This window comes from Dickeya sp. NCPPB 3274 (assembly GCF_000406205.1).
Lineage (GTDB): Bacteria > Pseudomonadota > Gammaproteobacteria > Enterobacterales > Enterobacteriaceae > Dickeya > Dickeya fangzhongdai.
Genome location: NZ_CM001979.1, coordinates 3,407,513 through 3,421,432 on the forward strand (window position 1 = coordinate 3,407,513; position 13,920 = coordinate 3,421,432).

Annotated in this window: 16 protein-coding genes; 5 read left to right on the plus strand and 11 right to left on the minus strand. The window is 58.8% G+C overall.

What is annotated here, in order from left to right; translation table 11 throughout:
• Positions 1 to 96: 96 nt before the first annotated feature.
• Positions 97 to 2,121: a bifunctional tRNA (5-methylaminomethyl-2-thiouridine)(34)-methyltransferase MnmD/FAD-dependent 5-carboxymethylaminomethyl-2-thiouridine(34) oxidoreductase MnmC gene (gene mnmC / locus DXX3274_RS15210; protein ID WP_042860493.1), complete on the plus strand. Its 2,025-nt coding sequence runs from the start codon at positions 97 to 99 to the stop codon at positions 2,119 to 2,121.
• Here the strand turns inward: mnmC and DXX3274_RS24015 are convergent.
• Complete coding sequence (locus DXX3274_RS24015) at positions 2,118 to 2,381, minus strand: hypothetical protein (RefSeq protein ID WP_042860494.1); 264 nt, start codon at positions 2,379 to 2,381, stop codon at positions 2,118 to 2,120. The genes mnmC and DXX3274_RS24015 overlap by 4 nt on opposite strands.
• Here DXX3274_RS24015 and DXX3274_RS15220 point away from each other — a divergent pair.
• The 3 genes from DXX3274_RS15220 (at position 2,380) to DXX3274_RS15230 (ending at position 4,339) form a co-directional block, all read left to right on the plus strand.
• On the plus strand, positions 2,380 to 3,213 hold the full coding sequence (locus tag DXX3274_RS15220; protein ID WP_042860495.1) for an AraC family transcriptional regulator: 834 nt from the start codon (positions 2,380 to 2,382) through the stop codon (positions 3,211 to 3,213). The genes DXX3274_RS24015 and DXX3274_RS15220 overlap by 2 nt on opposite strands.
• Before the next feature lie 86 nt (positions 3,214 to 3,299).
• Positions 3,300 to 4,028 carry an AzlC family ABC transporter permease gene (locus DXX3274_RS15225; RefSeq protein ID WP_084478806.1) on the plus strand — a complete coding sequence of 243 codons (729 nt, stop codon included), beginning with the start codon at positions 3,300 to 3,302 and terminating at the stop codon, positions 4,026 to 4,028.
• Positions 4,025 to 4,339: an AzlD domain-containing protein gene (locus tag DXX3274_RS15230; RefSeq protein WP_042860498.1), complete on the plus strand. Its 315-nt coding sequence runs from the start codon at positions 4,025 to 4,027 to the stop codon at positions 4,337 to 4,339. The genes DXX3274_RS15225 and DXX3274_RS15230 overlap by 4 nt, the downstream gene beginning before the upstream one ends.
• A gap of 145 nt (positions 4,340 to 4,484) precedes the next feature.
• On the opposite strand, the gene DXX3274_RS15235 is transcribed toward DXX3274_RS15230, so the two are convergent.
• The 4 genes from DXX3274_RS15235 to DXX3274_RS15250 are packed head-to-tail and all read right to left on the minus strand — an operon-like array spanning position 4,485 to position 7,750.
• Positions 4,485 to 4,910 carry an organic hydroperoxide resistance protein gene (locus DXX3274_RS15235; protein WP_042860499.1) on the minus strand — a complete coding sequence of 142 codons (426 nt, stop codon included), beginning with the start codon at positions 4,908 to 4,910 and terminating at the stop codon, positions 4,485 to 4,487.
• A gap of 47 nt (positions 4,911 to 4,957) precedes the next feature.
• The gene (locus DXX3274_RS15240; RefSeq protein ID WP_042860500.1) at positions 4,958 to 5,587 is read right to left on the minus strand and encodes a glutathione S-transferase family protein; all 630 of its coding nucleotides are present in this window, start codon (positions 5,585 to 5,587) and stop codon (positions 4,958 to 4,960) included.
• A 25-nt stretch (positions 5,588 to 5,612) separates the two neighbouring features.
• Complete coding sequence (locus DXX3274_RS15245; RefSeq protein WP_042860501.1) at positions 5,613 to 6,290, minus strand: type 1 glutamine amidotransferase domain-containing protein; 678 nt, start codon at positions 6,288 to 6,290, stop codon at positions 5,613 to 5,615.
• A 41-nt stretch (positions 6,291 to 6,331) separates the two neighbouring features.
• Positions 6,332 to 7,750: a coniferyl aldehyde dehydrogenase gene (locus DXX3274_RS15250; protein WP_042860502.1), complete on the minus strand. Its 1,419-nt coding sequence runs from the start codon at positions 7,748 to 7,750 to the stop codon at positions 6,332 to 6,334.
• Positions 7,751 to 8,057: 307 nt separating this feature from the next.
• Here DXX3274_RS15250 and DXX3274_RS15255 point away from each other — a divergent pair, with 307 nt between their 5' ends.
• Positions 8,058 to 8,954, plus strand: coding sequence for a LysR family transcriptional regulator (locus tag DXX3274_RS15255; protein ID WP_042860503.1), 897 nt, complete (start codon positions 8,058 to 8,060; stop codon positions 8,952 to 8,954).
• Between the two features lie 161 nt (positions 8,955 to 9,115).
• On the opposite strand, the gene DXX3274_RS15260 is transcribed toward DXX3274_RS15255, so the two are convergent.
• The 6 genes from DXX3274_RS15260 to prmB form a co-directional block, all read right to left on the minus strand.
• Entirely contained in the window at positions 9,116 to 9,394 is a 279-nt protein-coding gene (locus DXX3274_RS15260; RefSeq protein ID WP_042860504.1) for a YfcL family protein, read from the minus strand.
• A gap of 35 nt (positions 9,395 to 9,429) precedes the next feature.
• On the minus strand, positions 9,430 to 9,993 hold the full coding sequence (locus DXX3274_RS15265; protein WP_084478808.1) for an elongation factor P hydroxylase: 564 nt from the start codon (positions 9,991 to 9,993) through the stop codon (positions 9,430 to 9,432).
• Positions 9,993 to 10,793, minus strand: a complete 801-nt coding sequence (locus DXX3274_RS15270) for a sulfite exporter TauE/SafE family protein (protein WP_042860505.1) — start codon at positions 10,791 to 10,793, stop codon at positions 9,993 to 9,995. The genes DXX3274_RS15265 and DXX3274_RS15270 overlap by 1 nt, the downstream gene beginning before the upstream one ends.
• 3 nt (positions 10,794 to 10,796) lie before the next feature.
• The gene (gene mepA / locus DXX3274_RS15275) at positions 10,797 to 11,627 is read right to left on the minus strand and encodes a penicillin-insensitive murein endopeptidase (protein ID WP_042860506.1); all 831 of its coding nucleotides are present in this window, start codon (positions 11,625 to 11,627) and stop codon (positions 10,797 to 10,799) included.
• 46 nt (positions 11,628 to 11,673) lie between these two features.
• Positions 11,674 to 12,759, minus strand: a complete 1,086-nt coding sequence (gene aroC, locus DXX3274_RS15280; RefSeq protein WP_042860507.1) for a chorismate synthase — start codon at positions 12,757 to 12,759, stop codon at positions 11,674 to 11,676.
• A 72-nt stretch (positions 12,760 to 12,831) separates the two neighbouring features.
• Positions 12,832 to 13,764 (minus strand): 50S ribosomal protein L3 N(5)-glutamine methyltransferase, encoded by a 933-nt coding sequence (gene prmB, locus DXX3274_RS15285; RefSeq protein ID WP_042860508.1) that lies wholly within the window; start codon positions 13,762 to 13,764, stop codon positions 12,832 to 12,834.
• Between the last annotated feature and the right edge of the window lie 156 nt (positions 13,765 to 13,920).

Sequence of the window (13,920 nt, forward strand, 5' to 3'; positions counted from 1 at the left end):
CTGAACAAGTCCGATCAGACTAACTTTTCTCAAATTTGCGACTTAATAAACCGCTCGCTAAAATCGCACCACCGCCTGAATAATGAGTTAGTTGCCGTGACACGCCCTTCCATCCAGCATGCAGACCTGAACTGGAACGCTCAGGGTACACCTGTATCGCAACAGTTTGATGACGTTTATTTCTCCAACCAGGATGGCCTGGCGGAAACCCGCTACGTCTTTCTGCAGGGCAACGGTTTTCCGCAGCGTTTCCCCGACCATCCCGGCCCGGCCTGCACCGTGGCGGAAACCGGCTTCGGCACCGGGCTGAATTTCCTGACGCTGTGGCAGGCGTTCGAACAGTTTCGCCAGCAACAACCGGACGCCGCGCTGCAGCGGCTGCACTTCATCAGTTTTGAGAAATTTCCGCTGCGCCAGTCGGATCTGGCCGCCGCGCACGCCAGTTGGCCGGAACTGGCGCCCTTCGCCGACGAACTGCGCCGGCACTGGCCGCTGGCGCTGCCCGGTTGCCACCGGCTGATTCTGGCGCAGGGGCGCATCACGCTGGACCTGTGGTTCGGCGACGTCAACGCTCTGCTGCCCAAACTGGACAACAGCCTGACCCAGCGCATCGACGCCTGGTTTCTCGACGGCTTCGCCCCGGCCAAAAATCCGGACATGTGGACCGATGCGTTATTTCACGCTATGGCGCGTCTGTGCCGCAACGGCGGGACGTTCGCAACCTTTACCGCGGCCGGTTTCGTACGCCGGGGATTGCAACAGGCGGGATTTGACGTCAGCAAAATCAAGGGATTCGGGCAGAAACGGGAAATGCTGTGCGGCGCGGTGTCGCACGGCAGTGAACAGCCGCACCCCACTCCCTGGTACGCGCGTCCTGCGGCCACACACCCGCAGGAGGTGGCGATTGTCGGCGGCGGCGTCGCGGCGGTGCTGACGGCGCTCGCGCTGCTGCGACGCGGCGCGCGGGTGACGCTGTATTGCGCCGACGAACAGGTGGGACAGCGCGCCTCCGGCAATCGTCAGGGCGCGCTCTATCCGCTGCTGAACGACAAGCAGGATGCGTTATCGGGATTTTTCGCCACCGCGTTCGGCTTCGCCCGCCGCTGCTACGACGCCCTCGCCGCGCAAGGCGTGACGTTTGAACACGACTGGTGCGGCGTCAGCCAGTTGGCTTACGATGAAAAAAGCACGCGCAAAATAACCCAGATACTGGCCGGCAACTGGCCGGATACGCTGGTACGCCCGGCGGACGCGCGCACCCTGACCGAACAGGCCGGCGTACCGCTGCATACCCACGGCCTCACCTACCCGCAGGGCGGCTGGCTGTGCCCGGCCGAGCTGACCGCATCGGCCCTTGCGCTGGCCTGCCGGCAGGGCCTGCAGGCGCATTTATCTACCGCCGTCGCCGCGCTCGCCCACACCGACAGCGGCTGGCAACTGACGCTGGCGGACGGCCGTCAGCGACAACACGCCACGGTGGTGCTGGCCAACGGTCATCAGCTAGGCGACTGGGAGCAGACCCGCCACCTGCCCGTCTACGCGGTGCGCGGTCAGGTCAGCCACGTCCCCGACACGCCGTCGCTGTCCGCACTGCGTCAGGTGCTGTGCTACGATGGCTATCTGACGCCGGTCAGCCCGCATCACCACACGCACTGTATCGGCGCCAGCTATCATCGCGGCGATATGGATACGGATTACCGTGAAACCGATCAACAGCAGAACCGTCAGCGGTTGATTGATTGTCTGCCCGACAGTGACTGGCCCGCCGCGGTGGACATCTCCGGGCAACAGGCGCGTTGCGGCGTGCGCTGCGCGATCCGCGATCATCTGCCGTTGCTGGGTCAGGCGCCGGATTACCCACAGACATTGGCGTGCTATCAGCATCTGCCAGAACAGCTGGCTGACGGCGACGACGTAGCCGCCGCCCCGTCCTGGCCGAATCTCTATCTGATTGGCGCGTTGGGGTCACGCGGTTTATGTTCCGCACCGCTGGCCGCCGAAATACTGGCATCGCAGTTGTTCGGCGAACCGCTGCCGCTGGATAGCGATACGCTGGCGGCGCTGCACCCCAATCGGTTTTGGGTGAGAAAACTGCTGAAAGGCAAAGCGGTATCTACCTAAAATAATTCGAGTTGCAGGACAAAACGTTTTGCGTTTTGAACAACGCGAAGCGTTGGCCCTTCAGGGCAAGGTTCATTTGAGCCTTGTAACGCGGCAAGTGAGTGAATCCCGATGAGCTTACTCAGGTAAGTGATTTGGGTGAGCGAGCGCAGCCAACGCCCCTGCAACTTGAAGTAGGACAGGTATAGTTGAAGATAAGCGGGATAGCGCATTCCATGCGGCAGCAATTTTATACCAAATAGGATTCGGGAGCGGGTCATGGGAAAACCTTCATCGCGGGAAGAAGTACAGTTTCACCACCTGAAAGATCTGGGCGGGCTGGAAATGCTACAGGCTCGCTACCATCACCAGCGTTTTTCCCGCCATTCGCATGAGAATTTCTGTATCGGCGTGATTGAGGAAGGCGCGCAGCGTTTCTATCGCACCGGCGGTGAACACGTCGCCCCCACCGGCGATATCATTCTGGTCAATGCCGATGAAATTCATACCGGCCACGCCGAGGTCGCCAGCGGCTGGTCCTACCGCGCCATCTATCCCTCGCCGGACTTGTTATGCCACCTGTCGCGCGACCTGCGCGTGCCGCAAGGCGCCACGCCGTGGTTTCCCGATGCCGTCTTGCATGACCCCGGCTTGTCCGCGCAATTGCGGCTGGCCTTCACCCTGCTGCCGCAGGCAGGCAATAGCCTGTTGAAAGAAACCCTGCTGTTTTCGTCATTGAGCTGGCTGATGATGCGCTACAGCAAAACCCGCTCCGACGGACGAACCTTACCATCGGCAAACCTGTCCATTCTGCGGGCGAAAGCGTGGCTTGACGAATGCCCGGAGCAGGATATCAGCCTGCTGCAACTGGCGGAGGCAGCCGGTCTTAGCCCGTGGCATTTTCTCAGGCAATTCAAGGCGCTGCTGGGCATGACGCCCCATGCTTATCTGGTTCAGGCTCGCCTGCGTCAGGCGCGTTCGCTGCTGATAAAGGGCGTCAGCCTGTCTGACACCGCATCCCAGTGCGGATTCTCCGATCAGAGCCACTTCAATCGCCATTTCAAACGCGCAATGGGCATCACGCCGGGTGAGTTTGTCCGTACTCTGAAGTAATCAGACATCAGGCAATTTCTTTCAATACCGCCGCCTCTCTCCTGTCTATGCTTCCGGCTCATTCGTTGAAGAAGAGAATCGTGGTTATGTCATTTTCACCTTTCACCGCCTTATCACGACGATATCCGTCGGATTCGGCCTCCAGCCGATTCCTTAGCGGCACGGTGGCGATGCTGCCACTGTGCGTGGCGGTTATTCCCTGGGGCATTCTAGCGGGTTCAATGGCGGTGCAGGCCGGGCTGACATTCTGGCAAGCGGTGGGGATGTCGGCCGTGATCTTCGCCGGCGCAGCGCAGTTGGTGACGCTGAGCCTGTTGATGTCGGGGGGCAGCGTCATGACTATCTTGCTGACCGTCATGGTGATTACCGCCCAACACCTGATTTATGGTCTAACGCTGCGCCCCACCATCGCGCCGCTGAAAGCCCGCTATCGCCTGTTACTCGGTTTTTTGCTGACCGACGAGCTATTCGCGCTGGCGATAGCCGCAAAGACACGGTTGACCACCGCCTATCTACTCGGCGCCGGGCTGATGTTCTATCTGAGCTGGTTGGTATGCAGTCTGGCGGGCGTGATGATGGCGAATGCGATTCCCCATCTTGATCGCTACCATCTGGATTTTTCCATCGTCGCCACCTTTATCACGCTGGTGGTACCGATGGTCAAGCGCCTGCCGGTGCTGGCGGGGACGCTGTTTTCATTGTTGATGTCCATGCTACTGGCTTACTGGCGCATCGAAGGGGCGATCATGATAGCCGGGCTTGGCGGCATGGTCGTTTCGGTTCTGATGGCACGGCTCACCGGAGAAACATCATGAGTTGGGGATTATTACTGCTACTGGCGCTGGTCGTGTTTGCTTACCGCTACGTTTTTCTGGAACCCGGCGTTCCCGTCAGGCTACCCGCGCTGTTCCGGCAAGCGCTCAACTATTCCGCGCCTTGCCTGCTGACGGCCATTTGCGGGCCGGTGATCCTGCTGCATCAGGACGCGCTGCGTCCCTTTCCGGATAACCCGTACTTATGGGGCGCGCTGGGCAGCGTGGCGATCGCCTTGCTGGTTCGCCATACGATGCTGGCGGTGATGGCAAGTCTGGGCGTGTTCTATGCGCTCTGTTTCTGGCTGCAATAGCCTACGTTGAAAGCACCAAGTTGAACTGCTCCGGCGACGCTTCAGGCCAATTGCGTTTTAGAAAAGTAACCGGGAACAGGGGATGATTGCTTAAACGTCATCCCCTTTATCCGACAAACAATTACAACACTTATCCGAAAAACAATTACAACACGGTCAATGTCACATCGATATTGCCGCGCGTAGCGTTGGAATAGGGGCAAACCTGATGCGCTTTTTCCACCAACGCCTGAGCCTGCGCCTTGTCCATGCCGGGAATGGTAATGCGCAGTTCAACTTCAATGCCGAAACCGCCGCCGGATGGACCAATGCCGACAAGGCCTTCAATCACCGTAGTGGAGGGAACCAACACCTTCTCTTTGGAGGCCACCAGTTTCAGCGCGCCGGTAAAACAGGCCGCGTAACCGGCGGCAAACAGTTGCTCGGGGTTGGTGCCGGAACCGCCAAGGCCGCCCAGCTCGCGCGGTGTGGTCAGTTTCAGGTCGAGGTGATTATCATCGGAAACCGCATGTCCATCCCGCCCGCCGGTCACCGACGCCTGGGCGCGATAAAGTACTTTCTCAACAGTCATAGTTGTCACTCCCTTTAAGATAACCGTTTTAAAATCAGTAAATAACGTCAGGCCTGATTTGATTCCAGACGCTGCGCCTTTCGCCAGCTCGGAATATCAGCAATGCGTTGCGCATAACGGAGAATATGGGGGTACTGCTGCCCCAGATTAAAGCGCTCCGTAACCAGCTTCACCACGAACCCCAACATAAAGTCCGCCCCGGTCAGACGCTGCCCGACAATAAACTCGCGTGAAGCCAGGTAGTCGTTCAAATAGGAAAACACTTTTTTGAACTCCACCTCGGCGTAATCATCCAGAAACTTCAGCGTCTGACCGGTATTTTTCTCAAACTGATTAAAGACTTTCAGTAATACAGGCAGCATGGCCGAACTTTCCGCAAAATGAATCCATTGCAGATAGTCGGCATAACCCGCATCCTGCTCATCGGGCGCCAACTGCGGCGCGTATTTGCTGATAATGTACTCAACGATAGCGCCGGACTCGGCAATCACCTTGCCGTCAATCTCCACCACCGGCGATTTACCCAGCGGATGGATAGCCTTGAGCGCTTCCGGCGCCAATTGCGTCTGCGGATTGCGCTGGTAGCGGATCAGCTCATAGGGAAGCTGCGCCTCTTCAAGCAACCAGAGAATACGCATGGATCGCGAGTCATTCAGATGATGTAATCTTATGGTCATTCTGCCTGTTTCCTTTATCAGCCGATTAGGCCAGCTGTTTTAACAACGCCTGAGCGACCGCTTCCGAACTGGCCGGGTTCTGGCCGGTGACAAGCTTACCGTCCTCGACAATGTAAGGGTGCCAGTCAGGGCCTTTGGAATACAGCCCGCCCAGTTTCTGAAACTCGTCTTCAATCAAAAACGGCACCACATCCGTCAATTCCACCGCCGCTTCTTCCGTGTTGGTAAACCCGGTGACCCGACGACCTTTGATCAGCGGCTCGCCATTGGCGGCCTTGACATGACGCAAGACGCCGGGAGCATGGCACACGAAGCCGATGGGTTTTCCGGCCCGTTCAAATGCTTCGATCAGCGCAATGGAGATCGGTGATTCCGCCAAATCCCACAGCGGGCCATGACCGCCCGGATAAAACACCGTGTCGAAATCGTCCATACGCACGCTGTCCAGTTTCGCCGTGGAAGCCAGCGCTTGCTGTGCTGCCGGGTCGGCCTTGAAGCGATGAGTCAGTTCGGTCTGGAATTCCGGCAAATCGCTTTTCGGGTCCAGCGGCGGCTGTCCGCCTGCCGGCGACGCCAGCACCACATCCGCACCGGCATCTTTGAAGGTGTAATAAGGGGCGGCGAATTCCTCAAGCCAGAACCCGGTTTTCTTGCCTGTATTTCCCAGCGCGTCGTGGGACGTCAATACCATCAGTACCTTCATCGTCATTCTCCTTAACTCACCAATTCAGTAGATCGTTCACATCAGCCGTTCAAAAACGCTTCAAGCTGAGACAATTTGTCGCTATAGGGCGCCCGCAAACGCAGGTTGGATGCGCCCTCTTCATCCTGAACCACCACCGCTTTGGCGTGGCTAAAACGGCGGAAACCATGAATGCCGTGGTAAGCGCCCATGCCGGAAGCGCCCACGCCGCCAAAGGGCAGTGCGTCGTTACTGGCGTGCGTCATCACATCATTGATGACCAGCGCCCCTGACGTGATCCGTTCAGCGAACGCGGTTTGCCGCGCCAGCTGCTGACCAAAGTAATACGCAGCCAACGGGCGCGGATGCGCGTTGATGTATGCAATCGCCTCTTCCTGCGAATGACAGGTGCGTACCGGCAACAGCGGCCCGAAGATCTCCTCCTGCATAATCTGCATCTCATCGGTGACATTCAGCACCAGATGCGGTGCGATTTTGCGGGAAACCGCATCAAAATCCGGCTCGCCCTGAGGCGCCAGGCTCACCAGCGTCGCCCCCTGTTTTTCCGCATCCTTTAACAGACCAACCAGACGCTCATAGTGTCGCAGCGTAATGATCGACGTATAGTCAGGGTTGTTCTGAAGCGTCGGAAATGCCTGAGCCATAAACGCTTTACCAGCCTGAATAAAGGCATCAACCTGATCGCCCGGCAACATGACGTAGTCAGGGGAAAGGCAAATCTGACCGGCATTAAAGGTCTTCACGGTCAGGGTACGCTGCGCCGCCAGGCCGACATCCGCATCACGGTCGATGACCACCGGCGATTTCCCCCCCAGTTCCAGTGTAACGGGCACCAGATTATCGGCTGCGGCACGCATCACATGGCGACCAACGGCAGAACTGCCGGTAAATACCAAATGGTCAAAAGGCAGGCTGCTGAACGCGGCGCCAATCGCCGCGTCGCCCAACACCACTTCCAGCTCCAGCGGGTCAAAGTAACGCGCGATCAGTTCCGCCAGCAGTTCCGAGGTGGCGGGCGTCAGTTCCGAAGGTTTCAGCATCGCGGTATTGCCTGCGGCAAACACGCCGGCCAGCGGCCCAAATGCCAGATTAATGGGGAAATTCCACGGGCTTATCACCCCAACCACGCCCAGCGGCTGCTGCTGTATCCAGGCCTGCATGCCCGGCACGGGGCTGTCGACGAATTCCGGCTTCATCCATTGCGCTACGTACTCCGCGGAATGCTCGAGCGTTTTCACCGTCGTCACCATATCCGCCACCAGCGACTGATACACGCTGCGATGTCCAAAATCCGCATCCATCGCTTTGCTGAGCGACGGATAATTTTCCCGGATAAGCCGGGCGCTACGCAGCAGCCTATCGCGGCGCAGCGCCGCGTCGGCCGGGCCATTAGCGATGTGCGCATTCTTCATGGTCTGCAATATCGCTTTTAAATCGTTGGTCGTTTGCGCTAACGGCATGATGGTGAATCCTTAACAATCGTGTGGTGTCTTTCTTCCCGACAGGCGGGAAAACGAAAAGCGCGTCTCTATTCGGTTCACGGTTATCTGGATCGCAGCAGGCGGACGAATCCGCTCAAACCGTAACGACGGAATGCGATCCCTTCGCTTGCCGTCTGGCTTTGATATAAATTTTCCTTTACTTCCTGCAAGCCACCTTCCGAAAAAAAGGCAGTTATGCTTTGATAGGGCGTACTTTACCGGCGTTAATCAGTTGTGACCAACTAGCATATTTGGGTATTGATATAAAAAATTTTATGGGTGATGCATGTCTCTTGTTCGGCTGAGAACCTTTATTGAAGTGTACCGACAGCGCTCTATCAGCGGAGCCGCACGCATGCTTAACCTGACGCAGCCTGCGGTATCGCAGCATATCGCCGGTTTGGAAACGTCGATTGGGCGACCACTGTTTGAGCGGCAAACGCGGGGCGTCGTCCCCACGTCGGTGGCCGATGAGCTGGCGGCGGATATTGGCGACCGGCTGGATGAGGCGGAAAACGCACTGGCCTCGGTGAAAGCGCGCTCACTGGAACTGGCTGGCGCATTACAAATCATTGGTCATGCGGATTTTCTGGCCGAAGTCGTAGCCAAGCAATTGTTGCCGCTGCTGGAGGTGGGGGTGCGCGTCCGGATGCAAACCGGGGATTACGACGCGATAACCCAAAGCCTGATTGAGGGTTACTGTGACCTGGGGATCTCGGCGGCGCCCTCGCATGACACCCGGTTGAAAAGCGAGCTGATGCTGACCGACGAAGTGATGGCGGTCGCGTCGCCCCAGGTCGTCGCCCGGCTGATGAACACGCCGGATACACTGGCGGCGATGCAAACCGAACCGGTGCTGGCCTATAGCCTGACGCTCCCGCTTATCGATAACTGGTTTACGGCGAACCGAGTGCAGGCGCCGACCATCGTTCCCGCCATGGTCGGGCAAGATCTACGCGCCTTATGCAGCTTGTTGTGCCAGGGATTTGGCTGGAGCGCCCTGCCGGCGTATTTATGCACGCCTTATATCGAACGAGGGGAGCTGAGTGAAATTCCCGCCCCCGTAGCGCGTGCCAGCCGAAGTTACTATTTACTGTGGCAACCCAGCGCGCTGCGCCAGCCGCGCGTCGCCCATGCCAGACAAGCATTACTGTTTCGGTTAAGGCAAAAACACCGGCTGTAGATTTGTCGCGCCGTTGAGACAACCCGAATGACGTTCGGGCCAGAAGATGAACCTATTCAGATTCCGTGACCGCACGCCGGCCACGGAATCAGTTTCAGCGAAGGGTTAAGACCCCATCGCGGGTCGAAACAGGCGGCCGCCCATTCCGACCCCCGCGGGTGTTACTGCAATTGCGCCTGCTGATACAACGATTCCCACACCTGGGCGACCAGCGCCTGATCCGGCGGCGACAGCTCGCCGTTGTTAATCGCCTTGTTCAGGCTGTCCTGTACCCGGGCATTCAGCGCCTGCGCCGTCTGTTCGCCATGCGCTTCGGCTTCCGCCACCGCCAGCGTCAGGTGGCCGCGCAGGTAACCGCTGGCAAACAGTTCATCATCGCTGGCGTGCTCCACCATATTGTCAATCAGCGTCAGGATGCGCGCCTCGAATTCTGCGATCATTAAGGGTCCTCAGTTATCGTGTTGCCCGCCGATCATCACAGATCGGCCGGATAAGGAAAATCCGCCGCGGTTTGCGGCGCAGTGTGGTAAAAATCCCGCAGCGCCTGAATAAAGCGCGCAGGTCGGCTGGGCACGCCCTGTTGCAGATAAATCATGACCTGCGCGTGCACCCGGCGCTGGAAGGCGATACGGTCCGGGTCAACATCGCCATTCAGGTTGTCGCAACTGACATTAAACGGGAAGCCGGCGGCCACGCAGAACATCCACTCCAGCGCCTGCGGTTTGATTTCCACCGACTCAAACTGGCTCTGGGTCGTAGCGTCGCGTCCGTCCGGACAGTACCAGTAGCCGAAATCCACCAATTTACGCCGCTCTTCACCGGCGATGCACCAGTGGGAAATCTCGTGCATGCCGCTGGCATAAAACCCGTGTGCGAACACAATGCGGTGATACGGCGCCTGATCGTCGGCCGGCAGATAAATCGGCTCATCGTCGCCCTTCACCAGCCGGGTGTTGTATTCCTCGCTAAAACACCGGTTGAAAATGGCGATCAACTGGTCGTAATGGTGAGTGTGTGCAGTTTCAGTCAACATCGTCATCAGAATAGCTGTCCCAGCCAACGGGCAATTTCGCTGCCGTGGTTGTCATGAATCAATTTGATGCTCATCAGGGCGGACATGATCACCAGCATCGGGCGAATCAGTTTCTGCCCCTTGGTCAGCACCATTCTGGCCCCCAGCCGGGCGCCGATAATCTGCCCGACCAGCATGACCAAACCAACGCCCCATACCACCTGGCCGCCCAGCATGAAAAACACCAGGCCGCCGAAATTGGAGGTAAAGTTGAGCACTTTGGCGTGCGCGGTGGCTTTCGCCAGGTTGAACCCCAGCAGGGTGACATAGGCCAATGCATAAAACGACCCGGCACCCGGCCCGAAGAAGCCGTCGTAAAACCCGACACAGGCGCCGCCCAGCAGGGAAAACGGCAACAGCGACAGGCGCGCATGCCGATCCTCATCCCCCACTTTCGGCATCAGCAGAAAATAGAGGCCGATGCCGATCACCAGCACCGGCAGCAATTTACGCAGGAAATCGGCGTGGATCTGCTGGATCAGCCAGGCGCCGAACATCGCGCCCAGCAAGGTCAGCGGTACCGCCAGCTTCAGTATTCTCATGTCCACCGCTTTGCGGCGGATGAAATACAGGCTGGCGGAAAACGAACCGCCCACCGCCTGCAATTTGTTGGTCGCCAGCACCTGAGCGGGCGACAGCCCCGCCGCCAACAACACCGGAATGGACAGCAACCCGCCGCCGCCGGCGATCGAATCCACAAATCCGGCGATCACGCTAGCCAGAAACAACAGGGCCAGAACATCCGGCCCAACAACAAACCATTCCATGAATTATTCCGCAATGAGATGACGATCAAGCAACGCCTGACAGGAAGGCGGCAACGGGGGAGGCGTCGTTTTGGCCGGCGGTTCGGCGCCCGGTTTGCGCGGCTGGAACCAGCTGTTCAGTTCGGCGCCGCATCCGTCGCCCGCTGGCGGCGCATCCTGCTCCTGGCACTCCAGGCTATCCGCCGGACAACGCAGCCGCACGTGCATGTGCGCGCGATGGGCGAACCACGGCCGGACTTTGTGCAGCCAGTTGCGATCGCCGCCGGCTTCCAGACACAGCTGCTTTTTGATGGCCGGATTGACGAAAATGCGCGTTACGTCACTATCCTGCGCCGCCGTCTTCACCAGCTTCAGCACATCCGGCGACCATGCGCGCGGATTGACGTTTTTACCGTCCGCCAGCACCAGATCCAGCGGTTGCGGCTGCAGCAACTGCTGCTGACTCCAGCGCTGACGCGGCAGTTGCAGCCAGATATCCACATCCAGCCCCGACTGATGACTGGCGTGACCGCTGCTGAACCGTCCGCCGGCCGGCATGCCCATGTCGCCGATCAGCACGGTGCCGCCGGTGGCGCGATGCACGCCGGCGCTGAGACGATTGATGAACGCCAGCAGGTCCGGATGACCGAAATAACGCCGCTGGTCGACGCGCATCACCTGATAATCAGACGACTGCAGCGACAGCGGCTGTGCGCCGATGATACAGCCATTGGCAAACGCGCCGATGGCCTGAGGCTGGCCTGCCACCGGGTGGGTTATCTCCTGCCACGGTGTCTTCGCCAGCGCGGCGCTGCAGAACAGCAGCGCCACCATCCCAATCCAGTTTGTTTTCATTGTTTTATGGTATTCGTGTTCGGTGTATTACCGTGTTCTTATGGTGTTACCAACGGGGAACCTGGCTCGTCACGTCCGCGCACTGCGCGCGCTGGCGCAGCAGATGATCCATCAGGACAATCGCCATCATCGCTTCGGCAATCGGCACTGCGCGAATTCCCACGCACGGGTCATGGCGACCGCGGGTGATCATCTCCGTGGCGTCGCCGTCGCGGGTGATGGTACGCCCCGGCACGGTGATGCTGGAAGTCGGTTTCAGCGCCAGATGGGCGGTGATCGCCTGCCCGCTGCTGATGCCGCCCAGAATGCCGCCCGCATGGTTGCTCTGAAAGCCTTCCGGGGTGATTTCATCACGGTTTTCGCTGCCGCGACGATCCACGACCGCGAAGCCGTCGCCGATTTCCACGCCTTTGACGGCGTTGATGCTCATCAGCGCGTGGGCCAGATCGGCGTCAAGACGATCAAACACCGGCTCGCCCAACCCCGGCGGCACCGACTCAGCCACCACCGTGATTTTCGCGCCGATGGAGTCGCCCTCTTTTTTCAGGGCGCGCATCAGTTCATCCAGCGCGTCGAGCTTGTCCGCGTCCGGGCAGAAAAACGGGTTTTGCTCCACCTGCGCCCAATCTTTCAGTTCGCACACCACATCGCCCATCTGCGCCAGATAGCCGCGAATCACCACGCCATGCTGCTGTTGCAGGTATTTTTTGGCAATGGCGCCGGCGGCTACGCGCATCGCGGTTTCACGGGCGGAAGACCGACCGCCGCCGCGGTAATCGCGGATGCCGTATTTCTGCTCATAGGTGTAATCGGCATGACCGGGGCGGAACAGATCCTTGATGGCGCCGTAGTCCTGCGAACGCTGATCGGTATTTTCAATTAACAGACCGATGCTGGTGCCGGTAGTCACGCCTTCAAACACCCCGGACAGAATACGCACCTGATCCGGCTCGCGGCGCTGGGTGGTATAACGAGAAGTCCCCGGACGACGACGGTCCAGGTCGTGCTGCAAATCGGCCTCGGTCAGCGGAATACCCGGCGGTACGCCATCCACCACGCATCCCAGAGCGATGCCATGAGATTCACCAAAGGTGGTGACACGGAAAAACTGACCAATACTGTTTCCTGCCATCACGGCTCCTTAGCATTGAAAAAACATCAGGGCGCCAGACGGAGACTTACCGCCCGCCGCCCTGCGGAGGGATTAATCCCGGTAAAGGCTGAAATGCGCCTGACAGTCCAGCAGTTGGGAACGGGTCAGCATGAAGACGCCGTCGCCGCCGTTGTCGAACTCCAGCCAGGTAAACGGAATATCCGGATACTGCTCCATCAGGTGCACCATGCTGTTGCCGACTTCGCAAATCAGCACGCCCTCGTCGGTAAGAAAGTCCGGCGCGCATGCCAGAATCCGGCGCACCAGTGTCAGGCCGTCGCTACCCGCCGCCAGTCCCAGCTCCGGTTCGAAGCGGTATTCCTGCGGCAGGTCGGCCATGTCTTCCTCGTCCACGTACGGCGGATTGGTGACGATCAGGTCATACTGAATCGCCGGCAGGTCACGGAACAGGTCGGAACGGATCGGCGTCACGTTGTATTCCATGCCGTGCTGCTGGATATTCTGTTCGGTCACCGCCAGCGCCTCGGCGGAAATATCCACCGCATCCACTTCCGCTTCGGGGAATGCCTGAGCGCAGGCGATAGCGATGCAACCGCTGCCGGTGCACAAATCGAGAATATGATGCGGCGCGTTGGGCAACAGCGACGCAAAACGGTTGTTGATCAACTCGCCAATCGGCGAACGGGGCACCAGCACCCGCTCGTCGACATAAAACTCCAGTCCGCAAAACCAGGCCTTGTTCGTCAGATAAGCCACCGGAATACGCTCGTTGACGCGGCGAATCACCCGCTCAATGATGCGATGACGCTCGCTGGACGTCAGCCGGGCGAGGTACATGTCTTCCGGAATATCGATCGGCAGAAACAGACTGGGCAGCACCAGTTGCAGCGCCTCATCCCACGGATTATCGGTGCCGTGTCCATAGTAGACGTTGGCGGCGTTAAACCGGCTCACTGTCCAGCGCAGCATATCCTGAATGGTATGCAGATCGTTGACCGCCTCATCGACGAAAATTTTGTCCAAGCTTGTCCTCCGCAGACTACTGTCTCTGTAATCGCATGTTTCTGTGATGGCATGTTTCTGTGATGGCAATAGTTTGCCATGAAGACGGCGACAAATCAGCAGATATCACCGCCGGACGGCGCGGACCGGGGGATGCAACGATAAGGTTTTGTTTAG

What these genes read in the sequence shown, in the direction of transcription:
- DXX3274_RS15220 (WP_042860495.1), top strand. Translation starts at nt 2,380, where the DNA reads ATGGGAAAACCTTCATCGCGGGAAGAAGTACAGTTTCACCACCTGAAA.
- DXX3274_RS24015 (WP_042860494.1), bottom strand. Translation starts at nt 2,381, where the DNA reads ATGACCCGCTCCCGAATCCTATTTGGTATAAAATTGCTGCCGCATGGA.
- DXX3274_RS15225 (WP_084478806.1), top strand. Translation starts at nt 3,300, where the DNA reads ATGTCATTTTCACCTTTCACCGCCTTATCACGACGATATCCGTCGGAT.
- DXX3274_RS15230 (WP_042860498.1), top strand. Translation starts at nt 4,025, where the DNA reads ATGAGTTGGGGATTATTACTGCTACTGGCGCTGGTCGTGTTTGCTTAC.
- DXX3274_RS15235 (WP_042860499.1), bottom strand. Translation starts at nt 4,910, where the DNA reads ATGACTGTTGAGAAAGTACTTTATCGCGCCCAGGCGTCGGTGACCGGC.
- DXX3274_RS15240 (WP_042860500.1), bottom strand. Translation starts at nt 5,587, where the DNA reads ATGACCATAAGATTACATCATCTGAATGACTCGCGATCCATGCGTATT.
- DXX3274_RS15245 (WP_042860501.1), bottom strand. Translation starts at nt 6,290, where the DNA reads ATGAAGGTACTGATGGTATTGACGTCCCACGACGCGCTGGGAAATACA.
- DXX3274_RS15250 (WP_042860502.1), bottom strand. Translation starts at nt 7,750, where the DNA reads ATGCCGTTAGCGCAAACGACCAACGATTTAAAAGCGATATTGCAGACC.
- DXX3274_RS15255 (WP_042860503.1), top strand. Translation starts at nt 8,058, where the DNA reads ATGTCTCTTGTTCGGCTGAGAACCTTTATTGAAGTGTACCGACAGCGC.
- DXX3274_RS15260 (WP_042860504.1), bottom strand. Translation starts at nt 9,394, where the DNA reads ATGATCGCAGAATTCGAGGCGCGCATCCTGACGCTGATTGACAATATG.
- DXX3274_RS15265 (WP_084478808.1), bottom strand. Translation starts at nt 9,993, where the DNA reads ATGACGATGTTGACTGAAACTGCACACACTCACCATTACGACCAGTTG.
- DXX3274_RS15270 (WP_042860505.1), bottom strand. Translation starts at nt 10,793, where the DNA reads ATGGAATGGTTTGTTGTTGGGCCGGATGTTCTGGCCCTGTTGTTTCTG.
- mepA (WP_042860506.1), bottom strand. Translation starts at nt 11,627, where the DNA reads ATGAAAACAAACTGGATTGGGATGGTGGCGCTGCTGTTCTGCAGCGCC.
- aroC (WP_042860507.1), bottom strand. Translation starts at nt 12,759, where the DNA reads ATGGCAGGAAACAGTATTGGTCAGTTTTTCCGTGTCACCACCTTTGGT.